A 21,290-nucleotide genomic window follows, 5' to 3' on the forward strand; every position below is an offset into this window, starting at 1 on the left:
TCGCGAGCGTCCATCGCATGGGACAATTCGCATCCGGCAAAGTTTGCCGAACCGGCCCGAATTGGATTACTACGAGGCTCGCAATTGCAAGGAAATTCTCGCGAATTGCGGACTCTTTTCGCGTAGGGAAGATAGTCCGTCGCTAGCAGAAAACTATGGAATTCTGAGCCCATTCTGTGTGACTTTCGGTCGGTTCAGAGGTACTTTTAAGTGTGAAGCCCACTGTGATGGGTGAATGAAACTTGACGCGATCTGGAAAGGCTTGACCATGATGCTCTCGACTCACTTCGGTAACTTCAAACTCGCTCCCTCTGTGAAACAAGACGTGTCGGAATTGATGCTCGGCGCCGTCGAGCGGTTTCAAAATCGAATCCGCAAGGTCCAAGTTACTGTTCGTGATGTACACGGCCCCAAAGGTGGAATCGACAAACAATGTCGATGCGTCGTGCATTTAAAACGCATGCCGTCCATCGTGATCGAGGACGCCGACGACAATTACGGGAATCTATTCCACCGCGTAGCTGATCGAGTCTCGTACACCCTCAGCCAAAAAGTCGACCGCGTTCAGAAGGGCAGCCGCTCGCGCAAGCATCATTCGTACGAAGCCGAATGATGGACTGAAAATCAGCGGGCAGGTTGTGTTGAAACGCGAGACCCTCGACGTCTCGCTCTCCGACCTGCCCGGCGTGAAAGTGACCCCGATTCGATCGCACCTTTATTGCCTGCTTTCTATGACAACAGCGCTGGTTGTCTATCCTGCCCCCGCAACCGCAGCTGGTCGCCCCAATATCTTGGTCGCCCCTATTTGACGGCGACGATGTAACTGATCCAGCTCGGATGGCTGGGCGCGATGTCGCCGCGTTGCCATTCTTCGAAGTGCTTGCTGTCTTCGTCTTCGTTTTCCCAATAGACATGCGATTTGCTAAAGCCGGCTTCAGCCAGCATTTCGCGGACTTCGGGGATCGTCCAAAAACGCCAGTGGTATTCGAACGCTCGCTTCATCTTGCTGCCATCGGCAAACTTGAAGTGGATATAGAACGTTGCGTCGGCGTTGACGGGATTGAACGACGCCTGTTCCCAATGATACGAAAATCCCTTTTTGCCTTTGCGAATTTTTCGCTTGTCGACGTTCTCTTCGGTATAGCAGTCACCGCCGCCCATCATGTCCATCACCATGATGCCCTTGGAATTCAAATTCGAACGGGCAACTTTGAAATAGTCGACGACTTCTTTGCGAGTCTTGAAAAGCCAGAACGAGAAATTCTGGGCTGCCAAGACATCGACGGTCGGACGATTTCGCTTACGAACGTCTTGACGCAAAATGCGGACACGTGACTTTTGCTTCTCGGACAGTCGCGACAAGTTGTGTTCGGTCCCCCAGTCCAAGGTTTCCCGATCCAAGTCGACGCCGGTGGCGGTGCGGCGCGAATGCGACTTTACCCACTCGCAGCACACCGCAAACGTGCCACAGAAGTCTTCGCGCAGTGTGTACGGTTTCGACTTATAGGCTTCGCGAAACGCTTTCTCGAAGAAGTCAACTTCGTGTTCGGGAACTTGAACCGACCGTTGATAACAATCGAACTTGTCGGCGGTTTGGGCGAGCGTGCGTTTGCCCTTTGATTTTTTGTCGTTTGCCATGCTTGGGATCTCAAGTTGTGAATCAGGTTGTGAGCCCGATTCTATCGCATTGGCCACGGTCGCGTATTGGCCACATCGGCCTTTGTTAGCCCCCCACGACGAGCCTGTTTGATCCCGTACTGCATGACGTCCAGACCGTCGATCGAGTGGGCGTCGGTGCTGATGACGATCGGGATTTCAGCCCGTTTGGCGGCCGCCAGGTGAAGGTCGTTTAGATCCAATCGGGCGGGATTGGCATTCAATTCCATAAACTTCCCATGCTTTTTCGCCGCTGCCATCACAGCGTCCATGTCGACGTCATAGGGCGGGCGGCGGTTGATCAGCCGCCCCGTCGGGTGAGCAATACAAGTGACGTGCGGATTTTCGATTGCACCCAAAATCCGCTCGGTGATCTGATCACGTGGCTGTTTTTGGCCGTAATGGACGCTCGCCAGGACCCAATCGGCTTCGGCCAAACATTCATCGGCCAAGTCCATGCCTCCCTTTTCGAGGATGTCGCACTCGATGCCCTTCAAGATCATCAAGCGACCTTCGTACTCGGGCCGGATTTCGTCGATCTGCTTCCACTGCTCTCGCAATCGTATTTCGTCCAGCCCCATGGCCATCGAGACACGCTTGCTGTGATCCGTGATCGCGATGTACTTCAGCCCACGTGCGATTGCCGCGTCCGCCATTTCGCGAATGGTGGCGGTTCCGTCGGTCGCGTTGGTGTGCATGTGAAGATCGCCGATCACGTCGCCGACTTCGATCAATACGGGCAGTGTGTTTTTTGCCGCAAGTTCAAACTCACGACGATCTTCACGAAGCTCCGGTGCAATCCATGGTAACCTGATGGATGCGTAAACGTCTTCCTCGGTGGCGCCGGCGACTTTCGAGTCGTCGTCAATTTTGAAGACACCATACTCGTTGATCTTCAGCCCCTGTTCTTTGGCAAGCCGACGCGTGTGAATGTTGTGAGCTTGCGATCCGGTAAAGTACTGCAGCGCCGCGCCGAATTGATCCACCTCGACGACGCGCATGTCAACCTGGAACGATTTGCCGACGCGGATCGATATCTTGGTGTCGCCTCGTCCGATCGTTTGGGCGTACGCGGCATAGCATTCCAAATGATCCATCGCCGCGGCGTGGTCATCGGCAACGACAAGCAGATCCAAGTCGCCGACGGTTTCGCGTCCGCGCCGATAGCTGCCCGCCCATTCCATTTTTGAAATGGCTTGGCATGTCGCCATGTGTTCGCCGATGTGGCGGGCCAGATCGTCGGCCGACGACCAATAAATTCGTTCGGCAGCGGCTTCGGCAATCGAAAGTCCGTCCAAGATGGCGGCTTGGGTTTTCGCGCCAAACCCCTTCAACTTCGCGATCTGGTCTTCTTGGCAAGCTTTGCGAAGATCTCCCAGCGATTCGAGTCCGAGTTCCTGTTGCAGCTTGACGGCCTTCTTAGCCCCAAGCCCGGGAATGCGAGCCATTTGAATGGTGACCTCGGGAATCTCGGCACGCAATTGAATCAATTGCGGCAGCGATCCGGTTTCGACCAGCACGGCCGATTTTTCGGCAAGCGTTTTGCCGATACCGGGGGTCTTCGAGAGATCACGAGACGGATCGGCAAGGATCGCGGCGACAGACTCGTCGAGTTCGCGAATGGCTTTGGCGCCGTTGGTATAGGCGCGGATGCGAAAAGGATTCTCACCGCGGAATTCCAGTAACTCCGCCATCTCGTCGAATACGTCTGCGATCGCCGCGTTGTCCACGTTGTCGTTTCCTCACCAGTCCGAATGAATATCAAACGGCCAGAGTGTAACACGGCGCAAACGGAACTCGAACGGCGAACTATGGCTGGACCGTGAACCAGCGTGAATCACGGGGTGGCTCTGGTTTTGGCTGCGGTTTCAGTTGCGGGGCGACCGGCTTCGCCGCCGTTTCGCCGCGAACCAGTGCGACTTCGCGAACCGGAGTGCCCGACCATGCCGAACGGCTCGATGCGCTGTTGGCGTCGGCGGGCGAGTAGTTGCGGGCGGGCGGCAGCGGCGGAGCGTCGAAGTTGGCGCGGGAAACGCCCGATGACTGCGTTGGCCGATTCTCGAACGGCGACTGCTCGTGCTCCGGTGCATGAATTGGTTCTGCGGCCGTGAACGACGGTGCCGACAAGCTGATCGGATCGCTTGGCGCAACCTCGGGTCGCGGATTCGGTCGGATCATCGCCGTCGAATTGTCGGCGTCTTGCAGTTGCCAATACGACTTGGGTGCCGCTTCACGAGGTTGTGTTGAAACCGGTGGCGACGTTGGCTCGGGTGTGTAGTCGGGTGTTGCCGGTCGATAGAACTGTTCTGGTGCCAGCGTCGGTTCGGCCGTGCTTTGACGGTATGCGTCCAAACGCGGTTGTTCCAGCGGCACCAAGTCACCGTTGCCCGCTTGCGGCCGCGGCGCCGAAGGCGAACCCGTCAAAGGTGAAGGACTGGTCGCGCCATATCCACCGGCTCCGTAACTGTAATCGGCTGGGGGTGCGGTCGAGGGAATCGGTACGGTGAATTGACCGGGTGATGTTCCCACGGCTCCTGCCTGGCTGATTCCGCCTGCGGGATCATAGGTCGGTCCGTAGGGGCTGGCTTGCGAGTAAGTCGGTGCCCCGTACATGCCGGGTTGGGTTTGGCAATCGGAAGGTGCCTGGCCGTACATCGGCGCGGGCTGTGTGCCCAACAAGCTACTGTACGGTGTTCGCTGGACTTGAGTGATCGATGACGTGCAAGGTTGCTGGACCGTGACCGTCGTGCCCAACATGGGATCAACCGAGGTGACCGGGCGGTAGTACGTTACCGGAGCCCGGTAGTATGAGCTGTTGTAGTTGGTACCGAACAGTGATCCAAAGAACCGGGCCAAGCCGCCACCGACGGGTTGCGTTTGCGGTGGGAATAACGGAGTCACTTGCGTGGTGGGCAACATCGTTGCCGGCGAGCCGCTGGGGGACGTTATCGTCAACGGCGCTCCGGGCGACGTGGCGGATTGGAAGTTCGAAGCGTAGGGGCTGGAGTAAGAACTGTTGATCGGCATGCCCGACGAATAGGGGCTAGTCGGATACGTGTTGGCGGCGCCAAAGTAGCCAGCCGAGCTGGCCGAACCGCCGCGATAATTGCTGGTGATTGGCGCACTGTAGGCGGCTTGAGCGTTGGCGGCGGTCGGCAGCCCCGTGTAGACCGAGGGATTGTTCAGATATGCCGGTCGCTGGACCTGAAAAACACCGCTGGACTGTGCCGGCGATTGCAAGGGTAGCGCCGTGTAGCCGGACGCGTAATTGGCTGGGTAATTGGCCGCGTAGGGATTCGATCCGATCGGCGTTGTCAGAATCTGAGTCGCCCCAACCTGCGGTGCGTAACCGGCCGTGTACGGTGAATAGCCAGCACCATACGGCGCATAACCGGCCGAGTACGGCGAAGCCGTCCGTCCGAACAACCAATCCGTCAACCAACAAGCGTCAGCCGATGGCGAGGTAGCGGTACCCAAAGTACCGAGGGCGAGCAATGCGATCGAAAGGCGTCGGGTCGACATCCACGATTTCCAAACAGGGGGAATCCAACTTTGTCGCCGCGCTGAAAAACGAGACCGCGCTGCGTACGGTGTAAGTGGACGCCGCAGCATGCTTTGGGTCAACGTTTCGTGAGTCAACTTTCGAGCTTTGGAAATCTTTTCGGACCCACTTTCGACGCATGAAACGATTGTGACGATTGCGACGTCCGACGAACCAGACACGTTGGAACCTTCGTTCGTTTCACACCGCGTGAAACTCAGGCAAGCGTTGCCGATGACGGTGACTGTTCGGGCAACCAATCGGCGATCACCTCCACGCCTTCGCGAGGCAACGGTTCCCACTGGGCGCCACAATGCTCGCAGTCGCTACGATCCACTCGGCGAAGTTTCGCACATCGATCGCAAGTTTCACAAACGGGCTTGGAATGAATCGCTACGATCGCCAACAACATCGATGCGCCGAAAAGAGAGGCCAAGGCCGTCCAAGCGATTCGGCCGCGGCGACTGATATCACGAGTTCGGCAAAGCAGATTGGCGAGCAATGCGGACAAAATCGAGTGAACGAAGAAGGCAACGATGAAGTACGGTTGGGAACGGATCGCTGCGACCTGCGCATCCCAGACCTCGGGCGCACTTGTCGCCCTCATGATCGCAACTCCGACGAGCACCAACCCGGGCGGAAGCGGCAGCATTTCTCGCGAGAAACGATGACTGTTGGAACTGGGGGTTAGCGAAACGATGCCCGACGCCACATCCTCCCTTGACTCTGCATCCCGAATGTTGACGCGGTAACGAAACGGGCCTAACAGTTCGGTCACGATCGCCCGAGACGATCCGATCGGTGTCAACTGCCAATAGCTATTTTCCTTGGGAGGGTCGATCCGAAATTCGGCCAACTTCTCGGCCTCCAGCATAGGCATCGGGTAACTTTGCGTCGCGGCGATCACACGATCCGTCGTCGCGTCGAGCGGTTGATCGCTGGCCGAGGTCGCGCGATAATGCGTCAAGCGATCGCCGTTTTGGACCCACAGGCTCGCTACTTGATCGGCACCGCTTTCGACGGGCAGACTCAAACCCACTCGTTGCACCGGAGTATCGATGATCTTGCGTATCTGGCGATGTTCGAGATTAAATTGATAGACACCGTCTTCGTCGATCAAGAGTGGATTCTGCGCCAGATTCACCGAAACCTCTGCACTGGCAAACGCGTTATTGATCAACGTGACGCGTCCAAACCGCCCCTTCGGTTTCATTCCGACGGGAAAAAAGACTCCCTCGGGAGTCATGGTGGACTGCAAGTTGCCGTTCCATCCGTAGACCCAGACGCGTCCGTCCCGCCGCAATAACGAGACCCAGCCGGAGCTGGTGTTACCCGAACTGGCCTGCCCCATCCGGTCATAGGAATTCATCCACGACTTGCGCAGCAAATTCGCAAGGTCCACCGAACGCATGGCTTTCCAGTCGGCCGGCAGCGACTCGAATTCGGATGTCGTTCTGCCCTCAAGGGATGCTTTGCGACGTTCGATCTTCATTTCTTCGCCAACCGTTTGACGTCCGTCGGCGTATTGATTTTTCAGCTCCCAAAGTTCACCCGTCTCGTCGGCGGCGAGCGAGTACGTCACCAAGTTTCGCTGTGTCGTTCGCGGTTGAGACTCGATCACAAAGACGGCGGCGGTCGTCACGACCGCTAGCGACGCGACGATCAAGCCGATCGACCGAACGGGCGACGATGACTGCGTCGGCATGAACGTCTCTTCGGAAAACGCCAACCAAGCCGCGCGAATCGTCACGCCGTAACCGATCACAAGCACGAGTCCGAACACGGCAAACACGTAGGACTCGTCCAACACCGTGATCAGCGTGTTCGCAATAAGAACTGCACACGCGGTGAAAGCCAGCGGCAGGATCTTCGTCCCGACCCAACGTGCCGACCGAAACGCCGTCCACATCGCGGCCGGATGCAGCATGAACACGATCGGTGTGACCAACAGCGACGGCACGATGTCCGTCCATCGTGTCGGGTAACTTTCCGGGCCGAGAAGTTCCAATCGAAACGACATGATCATCAGCGGTGGCAGGATCGCGATGTAGTAGGCAACCGCGCCGGCGACCAGCTTGCTGATGAAAAGCGCAATCAGCGATACCGGACGCTGCAACAGAAAACTTCGCGCATCGGTCCGCATGTCGGGCAACGACTGCAGCCACGCCAAGCCGATCGCCACGATGGCGAAACCGATGCTGGTCATCGCCATCGTCGAACTGGCCAACGATCCGTAATTCTGGTTAATGCTTGGCATCGATTGCCAGCACAGTAACCCAACGATCACCATGCCGACGGGCGTCCAGCGAATGATGTCACGCAGTTCTTTTGCGAACAGTTCTTTGCAAAACCATCGGTTCATCGCTTGGCTCCCGCACGATCAAGGTTCAAGAAAGAGGACTCGCCACGCTCGCGAGCCAAATACGCCAACACGCCATCCCCGAAGGTCATGTCGATCGGTTCGATCGCGTCGCCGCAGAGTCGCTGGATGGCCGCGGTGGCTTCTTCGTCGCAATCCGCTAACGACAAATGAAACCAATCGCCGACCTTGCGGGCTTCGATCAAGCCGGGGATCGCCGCCAACTGACCCCGGTCGATCGTTTCGATTTTCACCGCGAACCCCGAGACGCGATTCGCAAAATCGTCCATCGATGTGTCGACTTTCAATCGCCCGCCCACCAACACCATCACTCGGTCGGCGATTCGTTCGACGTCGTCGAGCAAGTGGGTGCTCAACATCACCGTTCGCTTTCCGTCGCCGGCGAATTCGACGATCGTTTCGTTAAGCGCACGGCGGCTGACGGGATCCAGCCCCAACGCCGGGTCGTCCAACACCAACAATTCAGGATCGGGCGCAAGCACCAATGCCAATGAAACGCCCGCCCGTTGTCCGCGACTCATTTCGGCGATTCGCGAATTCGGCTGGATGCCAAAGTGATCGACGATTTGGTGGAACAGTTCGTTGTCCCATGTTGCGTGCCCGGCTCGCTGGAACTTTGCACATTGTTGCACCGTCATCGACGGGTACAAAAAGTGTCCTTCGACCATGTAACCGATGCGGCCGCGTGTCGCCGGCGACATTTGCGACGTATCTTCGCCAAACACCGTCGCCGACCCGCGAGTCGGCCGCAGCAGTCCCATCAGAATCCGAATCGTCGTCGTCTTTCCGGCGCCGTTTAGCCCCAGCATTGCCGTCACTTGGCCGGCCGGAATCCGCATGTCCAGGTCGCGTACGATCGGGCGGTTGCCGAAGTAACGACACAGACGTTCGGTTTGAATCACAGGATCATTCATGATGTGAAACCTTCGGCTCAAGACTTGGGGGCGGACGAAGAAAACGTTTTGCGCAGTCGTTTTTGAACTTCGTCGACGATCTGCTGTTCATCAAAACCGAGCGACAGGGCTTCGGCGAGAAACGGATCCATCACTTCCGCCAATCGGCGAACCCGTTCTTTATGCGTGTAGATTTCGCGGCGCTGGGCGACGAAGTAACCGCGGCCCTGCTGGCTTTCGATCACACCGTCGCGGACGAGCGTTGCAAAGGCCTTGGCGATCGTGTTCGGATTGACGACCAGTTCGCCGGCGAGGGCGCGGACGCTGGGTAGGGGATCGCCGACGGCGACCTTTCCGGTCGCGACGGCATGGCGAACCTGGTCGACAACCTGCCGATAGATCGGCTGGCTGGCGCCGGTGGTGATTTGAATCCGAAGCATCGAAACCTCACTACTGTACTGCGATACATAGTACAGTAGCGATTGCCGGAAACGACGTCAAGCAAAAAAGCCCGCCTTTTTCAGACGGGCAACAGCATCGGCAAGTCAGACGCAGACGCCTGAGTCAATCACGAGTTACTGCTAACCCAGCAGTTTGGCTGCGGCCGCGCACAAGCCTTTGGCTTCGGCTTCGGTTTCCGCTTCGGCGATCAATCGCACGATCGGTTCGGTGTTGCTGCCGCGAACGAGCAGCCATTTGTCGTCCCACGCCAAACGAAGTCCGTCGCCGGTTTGAACCTTCGCTTCGGGATACTGCTTGACCAGCTTGTCGAACAACTCGGGCAAACGATCGGCCGACACCGTCGCCTTGTCTTTGTGGATGTGAAGTTTCGGCAAGCCATTGGCCAGCGTTGCCAGCGACTTACCCGTTGCCGTCATCAGGTCAAGGATCTGTGCCATGCCAACGAAGCTGTCGCGAACGTAGCCGACGCGTGGATCGATGGGGCCGCCGTTACCTTCACCACCGTAGGCGGCCTTCTTGTCGATCATCATGTCGGCAACGTTGGCTTCACCGACAAAGCTGCGATGCGATTCGACGCCCGCGTCTCGCGCGATCCGTTCGCTCATGCCGCTGGTCGCGCCATTGATGACCACCGGACCACGAGTCGCTTCGTCCGACATCGCGCGCAACACGCAAAGCGCCAACGTGTACTCTTCGCCGATGTAGCGTCCGTCCGCATCGACCAGAGCCAAACGGTCGGCGTCGGGGTCTTGGCAGAAACCGACGACACACTTCGTTTCACGCACTCGCTTGGCGATTTCGGTCAAGTTTTCCGCCGTCGGTTCGGGGACGTGTGCGAACTTGCCATCGGGCGTATCGCCAACGGCGACGATGTGACACCCCAGTGCCTTGAGCAACCGAATGCCAAGCAGGCTGCCCGCACCGTGGTTACTGTCGATCAGCACTCGGTGCCCGGCCGCGCGGATGGCCAGCGCATCGACGGTTTCGAGCACCTTGCACAAATGGGGCTCATGGGGATCGGATTCATCCGAAATGCGTCCGATTTGATTGAACGGTTTGTAGTTCGCTTCGCCGACGAAGTACGCATCACGGATCGCCGCGCCGGTGACCGCATCCAGGACTCGGCCGGTCGACCCGAACAATTTGATGCCGTTGTATGGCGGCGGATTGTGGCTGGCCGAAATCTGGACCGCGCCGGCGGCACCCCGTTCTCGCACCAGCACGCCAATCGTGGGCGTCGCGGCAACGTCGACATCGATACAGTCGCGGCCGCACGCGGACAGCGCCGCAATGATCGCGCGGCTGAGCATTGGACCGCTGCTGCGACCGTCGCGACCGACGATGATGGGGCCATCGGGCAGTTTTCCCGAAAAGGCAGCGACGAATCGCATCGCCACTTCGGGTGTCAATGTTTCGCCGACGATGCCTCGCAGGCCGCTGACGCTGATGATCAATTCGCTCATGTTTTTCGGTACTTTCGAGTCACTTTGGGTGCCTTGGTTGCGACGATCGGCAAACAGCAAATAGAATCGCGTTTCCGCTGCGGAACAAGGTTACCGCCGCCTCCCCCAATCTTGAAGATCCCATGAGCATTGACGCAAACGTGTCCAAATCCCTTGATGCCGTCCAGCAGGCCGTTTCCGATGGCAAGCTGACCGCCGCCGCCGCCGACAATATCCGAGCTTGGTTGACCGAGGATCGGTACGAAGTCTATCGCGATGAAGTGATCGAACACATCGTTGGCGGCAAATGGCAAAAACTTGACGACGTTTATTGGACCATCATCCCGTTCGGCACCGGCGGTCGTCGCGGACGCATGTATCCGATCGGATCCAACGCGATCAATGATCGAACAATCGGCGAAAGTGCTCAGGGTCTGGCCGATTATGTGGTCGAGTACCACAAGGGCCAAAAAGAATTGTCGTGCGCGATCGCCTATGACACTCGCCACAAGTCGCGGCACTTTACCGAATTGTGCGCGGGCATCATGGCGGCGGCCGGCATCAAGGTTTATTTGCTAGACGACTATCGCGCAACGCCTCAATTGTCGTTCGCCGTTCGCTATAAGAAATGCGACTGCGGCATCATGGTCACCGCCAGCCACAATCCGCCCAGCGACAATGCCGTCAAGGTGTATTGGTCCAGCGGCGCGCAAGTGCTGCCGCCTCACGATAAAGCCATCATCGGTAAAGTCATGTCGTGCCAACAGATCCGCGTGATGCCGTTCGACGAAGCCGTCAGCAAAGGAATGGTCGAAGTCGTCACCGATGAAGTCGACAAGGCTTACTTCGAAGCGGCCGCCAAGTGTGCTTTCGAAGGCCCGCGAGACGTCAACCTGCTGTACACGCCGCTTCACGGTGTCGGCGCCGCGGCCGTCGTCCCGCTCGCCAAGCGAGATGGATTTACGAACATCGAAGTCTATGGCCCGCACGAAGAGAAAAGCGGCGACTTCCCCAACGTGCCCGGCCACGTTTCCAACCCCGAAAACGCTGCGATCTTTGACGAGCCGATCAAGTACGCCAAAACGAAGGGCATCGACCTGATCCTAGCGACCGACCCGGATTGTGACCGCATCGGTATCGCCGCACCGAAGACAACGGACACGGCGGGCGAATGGCGAACGTTCAATGGCAACGAGATCGGCGCGATCTTGGCGGAATACGTGCTGAGCAAACGGAAAGCCGCCGGCACGCTGTCACCCGATCACTACATCGTCAAAACGCTGGTCACGACCGAACTGACGCGGCGGATCGCGGAAAGCTACGGCGTTCGATGTGTCGGTGACTTGCTGGTCGGTTTCAAGTACATCGCCGAAGTGATCGACCGCGAAGGTCCTGACCAATTCATTTATGGCACTGAAGAATCGCACGGATACTTGGTCGGTCAATATTGTCGCGACAAAGACGGCGCCGTCGCGGCGATGTTGATGTTCGAATTGGCGGCCGAACTGAAGTCGAAAAAGGTTTCGCTGCATGACTACTTGAGCGATCTGTACCGCAAGCACGGCTACCATCGCGAGACGTTGATCAACCTGGTGATGGAAGGCAGCGAAGGCATGGCCGCGATGCAACGGTTGATGAAGTCGTTCCGCACGACGCCGCCGGAATCGGTTGCCGGAATCAAGATTGCCAAAGTTCGTGACTATGCCGCCGGCACGATCACCGACACGGCAACGGGAAAATCCGAAAAGCTGGCCGGTCCGACCGGCGACTTGATCATTTTGGACTTGGCCGAAGAAGGCAACTACGTCGCCGTTCGCCCCAGCGGTACCGAGCCGAAGATCAAGCTGTATGTGTTCACGCGATTGGCACCCGATCAATCCAGCGACCTGGTTCAAGCGGATTCCGTCTTGAGCCAACGACTGGAGTGCCTTGAGAAAGACGTTCGCCAATACGCGAAGCAGAACGGATAAGGATCGGGATTGGCGTCTTTGCGTAGCCGGGCTCGCCAGAGTTCGGCTTTCTCCCGACACCCTGAAGTCGGGCGCTCTAGCTACGAATGGCGGCCACCCTTCGACCGTGTGGGGCTGGCCTGATAGGATTTGCGACCATTCGCGTCATCCGTCATCTCTTGAACTGAAAAAGCCAGAAGTTAGCCCCATGGAAGCTGGAATCGTCGGCTTGCCCAACGTCGGCAAAAGCACACTCTTCAACGCCTTGACCGCATCCAAGGCGGCCCAGAGCGAGAATTATCCGTTCTGTACGATCGAGCCGAACGAGGGCATCGTCAGCGTTCCCGATGACCGGTTGACCCGGATCACCCAGTACATCGTGCCGAAAAAGACGATTCCAGCGACGTTGAAGTTGGTGGATATCGCCGGCATCGTCAAAGGCGCCAGCGAGGGAGAAGGCCTGGGCAACAAGTTTCTTAGTCACATTCGCCAAGTTGACGCGATCGTCCAAGTCGTCCGCTGTTTCAATGATCCGGACGTGATCCACGTTTCGGGGACCGTTGATCCACTTGCCGACATGGAAACGATCGAGACGGAATTGATGCTCGCGGACATCCAAACGCTCGAAAACGCCCTGCCAAAGGCCGAAAAGATGGCGCGCGGTGGCGACAAGGAAGCGAAACTGCGAGTCGATGCGATCAAGAAATGCAACGACCATCTTTCCACTGACCAACCGCTGCGAACGTTGGAACTGCCCGAAGCCGAAAAGATCGCGATTTCAAGCTACGGCCTGATGAGCGCGAAACCGGTGCTGTACGTCGCCAACGTCAGCGAAGACGACCTGGAAGGCAAAGACCCGCTCGTGCAAAAGGTTCGCGACCAAGCCGGAAAGGCCGGCGCCGATGTGGTTTGCGTTTGTGCGAAGCTGGAATCCGAATTGGCGGAACTGGACGAAGACGATCGCGTCGAAATGCTGTCCGAAGTGGGCCTGGAACAACCGGCGCTGCACACGATCGCCCGCGGCGCTTACAAAACATTGGGACTAGAAAGCTATTTCACGGCGGGTGAAAAAGAGGTTCGCGCTTGGACGATTCCCAAAGGTGCAACCGCCCCCCAAGCCGCCGGCGTGATCCACAGCGACTTCGAGCGCGGCTTCATCCGATGCGAGGTTTACAGCCTGGAAGACCTGGAAACCTACAAAACGGAAAAAGAGATTCGCCAAGCCGGTAAACTACGAGTCGAAGGCAAGGCGTACGTCATGAAGGACGGCGACATCTGCCACTTCTTGTTCAATGTCTAAGCAGCTGAACTCTGAAGCTCCCCCCAAAATTCCCACCTCCTTTCGAGAGTTACATGAGCAAAATGTGGATTCCAATCTGCTTCGCGTTGTTGACGGCGTTTTTCTGGGGCTGCTATGGCCCGTTGATCGGTAACGCAGCCGCACCCATGGTTGATGGAGCGAAACTCTGGTCGCCCTACAAGCCGTACCTTTTCGTTGGGGTCGCGTACTTGGTGATCGCGATCATCGGCGGTGCGATCATGATGAGCGTCAAGGGTGACTCGTTCGACTTCAGCGGCGTTCACTACCCGACGATGAAGTGGGGGTTCCTGGCGGGCGCGTTCGGTGCGGTCGGCGCCCTGTTTTTGACGTCCGCCATGATGACCAGCAAGGGCAACGCGGCGCTGGTCATGCCGATCGTGTTCGGCGGTGCGGTTTCGGTAAGCGCGATCATCGGGCTGATGCGATTGCACGGCGGCGTTACGATTAGCCCCCTTTTGTGGGTCGGCTTGGTGACGACATTCATCGGCGTCACGTTAACGGCGATGAACACGCCGCACGCTCACCCGCCGGCCAAACCGGCACCCGCGGTCAGCACAACGGATGTTCCGTCCGAAGCGGCGAAAGAGCACGTTTGATGACTCAACCCGGTCAACCAGACGAAGCGATGGATCGCGTACGTGCGATCGATGACCAAGTCGCTCACGTGTGGATGGTGCGAACGTTCTTGAAGCACGCCGATGAAGCGGAAGAGGACGAAGACCTGCGCGACGTCGTCCGCAACCTCTACGATTTCATCCTGGCGGTAGGTCCGGTTGCGGAGGTCGAGGACCCGGCCGTTTACCTGAAGATGGCAAAGAAAAAACTCGGCCGCCTGCGAAAGGCGACCGAGTTGTATGAGGTGATTCAACCAGAGGTCAGCGGCCACACAAATTTCGCAATGGCCGCCCGGTCGCTGCGTTTGGCAGTCGACCGAATCATCGGCTTGGTTACCGGCTAGGCACTACAGTTCGGCGCCCGGTGCCGGTTCACCCAACGCGTCGACGTGGTGGTCGGACTTCGGTGCTTTGAAACAGAACAGCAGGATCAAGTACAGAACCGCCATCGTCGCTGGGACCAATGCGGTCATGCGGATCGCCATGCGGCTGCCGTGCAAGGTTGCTTCGCCGACCGGGCCGGCGTCTTCGCTTGCGAAACTCTTGTTCTCATTCCACCACTTCGCTTGTTCACGAAGACCGGCGAATGCTTCGCCGTCGATGCCGTCACCAGCGATTTCCACGTCGGACATGATCGCTGCACCATTGTCGGAAATCATGCCTGCCTTGGATCCGTCGATGCCCGTGATTGGCGGGAAGAACAAGAATTTGTTCTCGTTCGGTGCTTTCACGCGAGCGAACGTCTCAGGATTGTTTTCCTGGATGTACTGCGACGCAAAATAGTCCTGCTTGTAACCAATACCCGGTCCGCCCAGCAAACCGGCCGACGTCATTCCGACGAAGCCCATCAATGCCATGGCGACGGTCGCACTTTGCGGGAACCGTTCACCGACAACACCCAACATCGTCGGCCACAAGAACGTCTTGCCGACACCGTAGATGGTCGCCGCGAAGAACATGAAGGGAACGCTGTTCCCAATGCTGATCAAGTAAAGTCCACAGGCACCGATGATCGCACTGACCAATAGCAGACCCAGCGACGAAATGCGGTGAACGATCGGGCCGGCAAAGAAACGCAGCGCTGTCATCAACAACGACGTGTAGATGAACAACGCGGTCCCCAGCGCCGCACTCTTCAAGATGCCACCGGTGATCTTGTTGATCCAGCTGTCGGTGCCCAATTCGACGTAGCCGACGCAAGCGTGGGCGATCAACAGGATGAAGAAGAACGGAACCACCAAACGAGCGAACATGCCGCCGTAAGAAACCGACCCCGACTGGGCATCGGTTTTCGGGAACGCTTCTTTCAGCGAGATGAATCCGTAGATCGCCGCCGGTATCAAATACGTCGCCAGCAAGATCTCCCAGCCGATGCTGTCCTTCAGGAACACGATCAAGCCACCCAGAACCAACCCGGCCGGCCATCCGGCGTGCAGGATGTTCAGGTAGTGCGTCTTCTGCTCGGGGAACAATGTCGCGGTCAACGGGTTGATCACCGCCTCGCAGACCCCGTTACCGACCGCAAAGATAAACGCGGACCAAAACAGGATCATGTACACCGCGTCCTTCCCGGCCGCATTGAAAACGGGCGTCGCGGAAAACAGCATGATGGCAGACACGACGTGGCAAGCCAGCGCGAACAGCATCAGTGGCTTGTAGCCAATCCAGTCGACCAGCAAGCCGGCCGCCAGAATCACCAAACCGAAGCCCAGCAGGCCCCCACCGGTGATTTGACCAAGTTCGGTCATCGTGAAGCCGTATTTGTTGGACCAAATGTCCAGCAATCCACCGCGAACGGCGAATCCTATTCCCGCGGCGATCAATGCGAGGAATCCGGCGGCCAGGAGCGTTTTGCGATTTTCCATAGGTGGGATCGGGTTAAGAGTTTGTGGGTAGGGAGTCGGAAATGCTGCCAGTCGTCGATAGTGGCGTCAAGTCTTCCGAGAACATTCCGCGAAGAAGATGAACGTAATTCCCCGCAGCGTGCGTTGCCACTGTCACGGCCGCTATACTCCCCTCATAAGTGAAACTTTTCCTCTGGGAACGCGATCTCGGCATGAGCCGACGCGATCCAGAGGCCCCTTCCCACCCTTTTCGCCTTCCAAGCGGAGACCCTACCAATGCGTTCGATCCTGTCCCTGATGTTGGCTTTTGGAGTTTTGACCTCGATGGCAGTAGCTGATAAGCACGAAGGCGAGCACGAGTGCGCGCTCAATTTCAAAGTAAAAACGATCGACGGCGAAACGGTCGATTTAGAGGACTACGAAGGCAACGTAGTGCTGGTCGTCAACGTCGCCAGCAAGTGTGGACTGACGCCTCAGTACGCCGGACTGCAGAAACTTTACGAAGCCCACAAGGAAGACGGCTTGGTCGTACTCGGCTTCCCATGCAACCAGTTCGGCGGCCAAGAGCCGGGTACCGATGCCGAAGTGAAGACGTTCTGTAGCACCAAGTACAATGTCAGCTTCCCGATGTTCAGCAAGGTCGACGTCAACGGCGACGCCGCCGCGCCGATCTACAAGTACTTGACCAGCAAGACCGTCGAACCGGTCGGCGATGGCAAGGTCAGCTGGAACTTCGAAAAGTTTCTGATCGACCGCGACGGCAACCTGGTCCACCGCTTCTCGCCCCGCACCGCCCCAGACGATGAAGCGCTGATCGCAGCGATCAAGGAACAACTCGCAAAGAAGTAGTTCGACCCGGCAACCCGACGTGGACCCGCGACGCCGTCGCGGGACGTAAGCTGCAAAGTAGCTTACGAAAGAACACCGTACACCCAGCGAACGGAGTCGCAGGGCCACGCAGGGTGGCTGCAAAAACTCTCGAAGGTACATCATGATTTGGCTCTTTCTCTTGGCCGGTGTCTTGAACTCCGGCCAACCACTGCTCCAACCCGGCGATCGCGTCGCCATCGTCGGCGGCACTTTCGTCGAACGGATGCAGGATTCGGGTACATTTGAGGCTGAACTGCAATCACGTCGGCCTGAGTGGAAGTTGTCATTTCGTAACCTGGGCTGGTCGGGCGACGACGTTCACGGGATCGCCCGAAAACGGTTCGACGGCCCTGAGGAAGGTTACCAACGGATTTTGGCCGACGTTGAAACCGCTGATCCGACGGTCGTGCTGGTCGCGTACGGCGCTAGCGAAGCGAGTGACGGCGCGGCGGCCGTCGAGCGTTTCGAAGCGGGACTGATGCGATTGGTCGGCGATTTGCGAAGCAGCGGAAACAAGGGCAGGCGTGTGATCCTGGTTGCACCGGTGGCGACGCCCGGTTATCGATCGGCTGAGTACACCAAGTCTGTCGAACGAATCCGTGCGGTCATCGCCAAAGTAGCCAAACAAACCGATACACCGGAGCTTGCCGTGGATTGGAAACCGTCGCCGGGCGAAGTCACGCACGACGGGCTGGTGCCGAATTCGGTTGGCTACCAGACGTTGGCAACTCGTTTGGCCGATCGACTGGTGGGACCGACCGGCGGTGCACCTCGCGGCGGCGACGGCGATCGGCTGGCTGCGGCGGTGGTCGCGAAGGACGAATTGTTCTTCCACCGTTACCGACCCCAGAACGAAACCTACCTGATGCTGTTTCGAAAGCATGAACAGGGAAACAACGCGGCGGAGATCCCCCGTTTCGACCCGCTCATCCAGGCTGCCGACGGACGAATTTGGGCGACGGCCAGAGCTTTGAAAACGGATCGCTGAGCCGGGAATTTGGCCGGGATAGATTTGGCGACAGAGGGGGATTTCGAACTTGGGTTGGCCGAACGGGGCGATTCTGACCCCGTTATTGCCAGCGATCGTCCCCCGGCGTACCCTTTTCCGTTTCCGCTACGGGTCTGTGGCGGCATTTCAGTAGTGTTTGCCAGCGGGAGCGTACGCGGTGTCAGGAACATGTGTGATCGGCCTTCAGTGGGGCGACGAGGCCAAAGGGAAACTCGTCGATCTGCTTGCCCCCCAATTTGATCTGGTCGTCCGCTACCAAGGTGGCGCCAACGCGGGGCACACCGTCGTCGCAGGCAGCGAAACGTACAAACTGCACCATATCCCCAGCGGGATCCTGCACCCCGAAGTCCAAAACCTGATCACGCCCGGCGTCGTCATCAACCCGACCACGATGTTGGACGAAATCGATGGGCTGGCCAAACGCGACGTGAACTGTCGCGAGAATCTGCGTATCAGCGAACGCGCCCACTTGGTCATGCCTTGGCACATGGCCGAAGACAAATTCATCAACGCGACCAAGATGAAGGGCGAATCGATCGGGACCACCAACCGCGGCATCGGCCCCTGCTATCGTGACAAGGTCGGTCGAACGTACGCGATTCGCATGTCGGATCTGATTCAACCCAATCGCGACGAACGCATCGGCACCGTTGCCGAACAAAAGCTGGCACTGTTAAGCGACATGGGCGCACCGGCCGATGACTTGGCGTCGATCGCGCCCGATAAAGTCGTCGCGTTGGCGGCCGGGTGGGCCGACCGTTTGCACGACATGATCGGCGACACGACGGACTTTTTGTTGGACGCTTGCGAAGCCAATAAACGAATCCTGTTCGAAGGCGCCCAAGGCGCTCTGTTAGATATCGATCACGGTACGTTCCCGTTCGTGACCAGCAGCAACAGCAGTGGAGTCGGCGTTTGTGCGGGCGCCGGCGTGCCGCCACGCTGGATCAACCACACGCTAGGCGTTTGCAAGGCATACAGCACACGCGTCGGCGGCGGACCATTTCCGACAGAACTCGAAAATGAGACCGGCGAGAAAATCCGCAAGCTCGGAAACGAGTTCGGCACAACGACGGGTCGTCCGCGCCGCTGCGGTTGGTTCGACGCTGTCGCCGTTCGCTACACCGCTCGGCTCAGCGGTGTGACTCGGCTGGCCCTGATGATGATGGACGTGCTGGCCCACTTCGACGAATTGCAAGTTTGCGTCGCTTACGAACTGGACGGCAAACGCATCGATCGCTTGCCCGCGCACGCTGACCAACTGCGTCGTTGCAAGCCGATTTTGGAAACGATCCCCGGGTGGAATCAACCGGTCGATGATGTTCGCCGGGTCGAAGACTTCCCGCAAGGCGCGCTCGACTACGTCGCTCGCATCGAAGAATTGGTGGGCGTTCCCGTGGGCGTGCTCAGCGTCGGTCCCGACCGGGCTCAAACGATCTTCACCGAGGCGGCTGCCGAGCTGCAGCTGAATCCGATTGCTTGACGATTGACTAACGATGGGTGAACCAGATTCAAAAGTCGATCGTTTGGAGGACATACCGCACGCGGAACGTCCGCGGCACATCGCGATCATCATGGATGGCAACGGGCGATGGGCCACCGCGCGCGGTTTGCCACGCATCGAAGGACACCGCCGCGGCGTCAACACGGTCCGCATGATTAGCGAAGCGTGCACCGAAATCGGTGTCGAGGCGGTGACCCTGTACTGCTTGTCCAGTGAAAATTGGAAGCGGCCACAAGCGGAACTCGACTTTCTGATGCACCTGTTGGAACAGTATCTGATCGAAGAACGTCGAACGATCATGGACCAAGGCTTACGTTTGAAAGTGATCGGACGCCGCGACCGATTGCCACCGGCGGTGATCGAAGAAATGGATCGAACATTGCAGATGTCCGCGTCCAACCCGGGCACACAACTGGTGTTGGCGATCGACTATGGCGGACGAGACGAGATCACACGGGCCGCTCGCGAACTTGCCGTCGATGTCGCATCGGGAAAGATCACCGCGGATTCGATCGACGAAGAAACGTTTGCCAACAGGCTCTCTACCGTGGGACTACCCGAGATCGACTTGATGATTCGAACGGGTGGTGACATGCGGGTCAGCAATTTTTTGCTTTGGCAAATCAGTTACGCCGAACTGTTCGTTACCGAAACCTGTTGGCCGGAATTTTCGCGAGCTGATTTTCTGGCTTCGATCCGACACTTCAAAACAAGACAACGTCGCTTCGGCGGACTGAACGTGAATGAGTGAATACCACGCCGGCGCAGTACACCGAGGATGAATCGTTTTGTTAGTTGACCGACTTCGTTCGTCCGCGATTCTGCTTAGCGTCGTGGCGCTGTTGATTTACCTGGACGCGAATCACTCGCGAGTTGGCGCCGAAGGACTTTGGTTGCTGCCGCTGCTGTTTTTCTTTTCGCTCGGCACGGCCCACGACATGTGTGGACTGCTAACGAAGTCGAATCATCCAATCGCAAAACCCGATGTCATGATTGCCACGGCGTTAGTGACCGTGTCGGCGGCGATTCCATTGGCGTGGCCGTTGTTCGGATCGGTGTATCCGGCGACTTGCCCCATCGGACGCCTAGGCTGGATCGTTATCGCAGGTGTCGGCGCGACGTTCGTCATCTTGATGCGCGAGATGAATCGTTACGCGAAAGGCGAATCGAAGATAATTGAGCGAACGAATGCGGCCGTGTTCGTGTCGCTGTATGTCGGATTGCCAATGGCGTTGTTGGTGTCGCTTCGAACGATGGGCGACGGCAACTGGGGATTGGCAGCCCTGATCACGATGATCGCGACAACAAAGTCGGCAGACGCGGGCGCCTATTTCAGCGGCAAGGCATTTGGGAAGCACAAATTGGTGCCCCGGCTCAGCCCCGGAAAAACGCGTGAGGGTGCCGTCGGTGGCATCGTGATCGCTACGATCGTTGCGTTTGCCTGTTTGACCTGGCTTTTTCCCCTGATTGCGGGATCGTCTACCGGACCGGTTTTGTCGCCGTCCATCCCCGGACTGGACATGCCCATTTTCGGTGCCCTGTTGCTGGGTCCGCTGCTGGCGATCGCAGGAATGATCGGCGATTTAGCCGAATCGTTGATCAAGCGGGCCACCGGTGCGAAAGACAGCGGTGGACTGCTGCCGGGCCTGGGAGGCGTCTGGGACGTGACGGATTCGCTGATTTCGGCGGTTATGCCGGCGTTTTTGTGCTTTGCTGCAGGCGTCGGAAGTTGAGTAGAGTTCGGCAACCAGCAATCTGCCGTTCCGCGTGTGTACAATTCACTGTTACGTCTGAACAAAAACTCC

The 21,290-nt window shown here is 58.0% G+C and carries 18 protein-coding genes; 10 read left to right on the top strand and 8 right to left on the bottom strand.

Annotation, left to right across the window (positions count from 1 at the left end):
- Nucleotides 1-268 precede the first annotated feature (268 nt).
- On the top strand, nucleotides 269-613 hold the full coding sequence (locus Poly51_RS00220; protein ID WP_146453349.1) for a hypothetical protein: 345 nt from the start codon (nucleotides 269-271) through the stop codon (nucleotides 611-613).
- A gap of 188 nt (nucleotides 614-801) precedes the next feature.
- On the opposite strand, the gene Poly51_RS00225 is transcribed toward Poly51_RS00220, so the two are convergent.
- The 7 genes from Poly51_RS00225 to glmM all read right to left on the bottom strand — a co-directional run bounded on the left by Poly51_RS00225 (nucleotide 802) and on the right by glmM (nucleotide 10,395).
- Entirely contained in the window at nucleotides 802-1,638 is an 837-nt protein-coding gene (locus tag Poly51_RS00225) for a class I SAM-dependent methyltransferase (protein WP_146453350.1), read from the bottom strand.
- A 41-nt stretch (nucleotides 1,639-1,679) separates the two neighbouring features.
- Complete coding sequence (polX, locus tag Poly51_RS00230) at nucleotides 1,680-3,386, bottom strand: DNA polymerase/3'-5' exonuclease PolX (protein WP_146453351.1); 1,707 nt, start codon at nucleotides 3,384-3,386, stop codon at nucleotides 1,680-1,682.
- A gap of 79 nt (nucleotides 3,387-3,465) precedes the next feature.
- Entirely contained in the window at nucleotides 3,466-5,178 is a 1,713-nt protein-coding gene (locus tag Poly51_RS00235; RefSeq protein WP_146453352.1) for a hypothetical protein, read from the bottom strand.
- Between the two features lie 236 nt (nucleotides 5,179-5,414).
- The gene (locus Poly51_RS00240) at nucleotides 5,415-7,559 is read right to left on the bottom strand and encodes a hypothetical protein (protein WP_146453353.1); all 2,145 of its coding nucleotides are present in this window, start codon (nucleotides 7,557-7,559) and stop codon (nucleotides 5,415-5,417) included.
- Nucleotides 7,556-8,491, bottom strand: a complete 936-nt coding sequence (locus tag Poly51_RS00245; protein ID WP_146453354.1) for an ABC transporter ATP-binding protein — start codon at nucleotides 8,489-8,491, stop codon at nucleotides 7,556-7,558. Before Poly51_RS00245 ends, Poly51_RS00240 begins: the two co-directional genes overlap by 4 nt.
- A 17-nt stretch (nucleotides 8,492-8,508) precedes the next feature.
- Nucleotides 8,509-8,910 carry a GntR family transcriptional regulator gene (locus tag Poly51_RS00250; protein ID WP_146453355.1) on the bottom strand — a complete coding sequence of 134 codons (402 nt, stop codon included), beginning with the start codon at nucleotides 8,908-8,910 and terminating at the stop codon, nucleotides 8,509-8,511.
- Nucleotides 8,911-9,051: 141 nt separating this feature from the next.
- Complete coding sequence (glmM, locus tag Poly51_RS00255) at nucleotides 9,052-10,395, bottom strand: phosphoglucosamine mutase (protein WP_146453356.1); 1,344 nt, start codon at nucleotides 10,393-10,395, stop codon at nucleotides 9,052-9,054.
- A gap of 122 nt (nucleotides 10,396-10,517) precedes the next feature.
- Here glmM and Poly51_RS00260 point away from each other — a divergent pair, with 122 nt between their 5' ends.
- The 4 genes from Poly51_RS00260 (at nucleotide 10,518) to Poly51_RS00275 (ending at nucleotide 14,602) form a co-directional block, all read left to right on the top strand.
- Entirely contained in the window at nucleotides 10,518-12,344 is a 1,827-nt protein-coding gene (locus Poly51_RS00260; protein ID WP_146453357.1) for a phospho-sugar mutase, read from the top strand.
- A 187-nt stretch (nucleotides 12,345-12,531) separates the two neighbouring features.
- Complete coding sequence (gene ychF / locus Poly51_RS00265) at nucleotides 12,532-13,623, top strand: redox-regulated ATPase YchF (protein WP_146453358.1); 1,092 nt, start codon at nucleotides 12,532-12,534, stop codon at nucleotides 13,621-13,623.
- 53 nt (nucleotides 13,624-13,676) lie between these two features.
- Nucleotides 13,677-14,240, top strand: coding sequence for a hypothetical protein (locus Poly51_RS00270; protein ID WP_246114179.1), 564 nt, complete (start codon nucleotides 13,677-13,679; stop codon nucleotides 14,238-14,240).
- A complete protein-coding gene (locus Poly51_RS00275) occupies nucleotides 14,240-14,602 on the top strand; it encodes an amidohydrolase (RefSeq protein WP_246114180.1) in 363 nt (120 codons plus the stop codon). Before Poly51_RS00270 ends, Poly51_RS00275 begins: the two co-directional genes overlap by 1 nt.
- Before the next feature lie 3 nt (nucleotides 14,603-14,605).
- On the opposite strand, the gene Poly51_RS00280 is transcribed toward Poly51_RS00275, so the two are convergent.
- The gene (locus Poly51_RS00280) at nucleotides 14,606-16,123 is read right to left on the bottom strand and encodes an MFS transporter (RefSeq protein WP_146453359.1); all 1,518 of its coding nucleotides are present in this window, start codon (nucleotides 16,121-16,123) and stop codon (nucleotides 14,606-14,608) included.
- 255 nt (nucleotides 16,124-16,378) lie between these two features.
- On the opposite strand from Poly51_RS00280, the gene Poly51_RS00285 reads away from it, so the two are divergent.
- The 5 genes from Poly51_RS00285 (at nucleotide 16,379) to Poly51_RS00305 (ending at nucleotide 21,218) form a co-directional block, all read left to right on the top strand.
- Entirely contained in the window at nucleotides 16,379-16,951 is a 573-nt protein-coding gene (locus tag Poly51_RS00285) for a glutathione peroxidase (protein ID WP_146453360.1), read from the top strand.
- Between the two features lie 142 nt (nucleotides 16,952-17,093).
- The gene (locus tag Poly51_RS00290) at nucleotides 17,094-17,960 is read left to right on the top strand and encodes a GDSL-type esterase/lipase family protein (protein ID WP_146453361.1); all 867 of its coding nucleotides are present in this window, start codon (nucleotides 17,094-17,096) and stop codon (nucleotides 17,958-17,960) included.
- 178 nt (nucleotides 17,961-18,138) lie between these two features.
- Entirely contained in the window at nucleotides 18,139-19,464 is a 1,326-nt protein-coding gene (locus Poly51_RS00295) for an adenylosuccinate synthase (RefSeq protein WP_146453362.1), read from the top strand.
- Nucleotides 19,465-19,477: 13 nt separating this feature from the next.
- The gene (uppS, locus tag Poly51_RS00300; RefSeq protein WP_146453363.1) at nucleotides 19,478-20,236 is read left to right on the top strand and encodes a polyprenyl diphosphate synthase; all 759 of its coding nucleotides are present in this window, start codon (nucleotides 19,478-19,480) and stop codon (nucleotides 20,234-20,236) included.
- Nucleotides 20,237-20,273: 37 nt separating this feature from the next.
- Nucleotides 20,274-21,218, top strand: a complete 945-nt coding sequence (locus Poly51_RS00305; RefSeq protein ID WP_146453364.1) for a phosphatidate cytidylyltransferase — start codon at nucleotides 20,274-20,276, stop codon at nucleotides 21,216-21,218.
- The last annotated feature ends 72 nt before the right edge of the window (nucleotides 21,219-21,290 follow it).

The organism is Rubripirellula tenax (assembly GCF_007860125.1).
Lineage (GTDB): Bacteria > Planctomycetota > Planctomycetia > Pirellulales > Pirellulaceae > Rubripirellula > Rubripirellula tenax.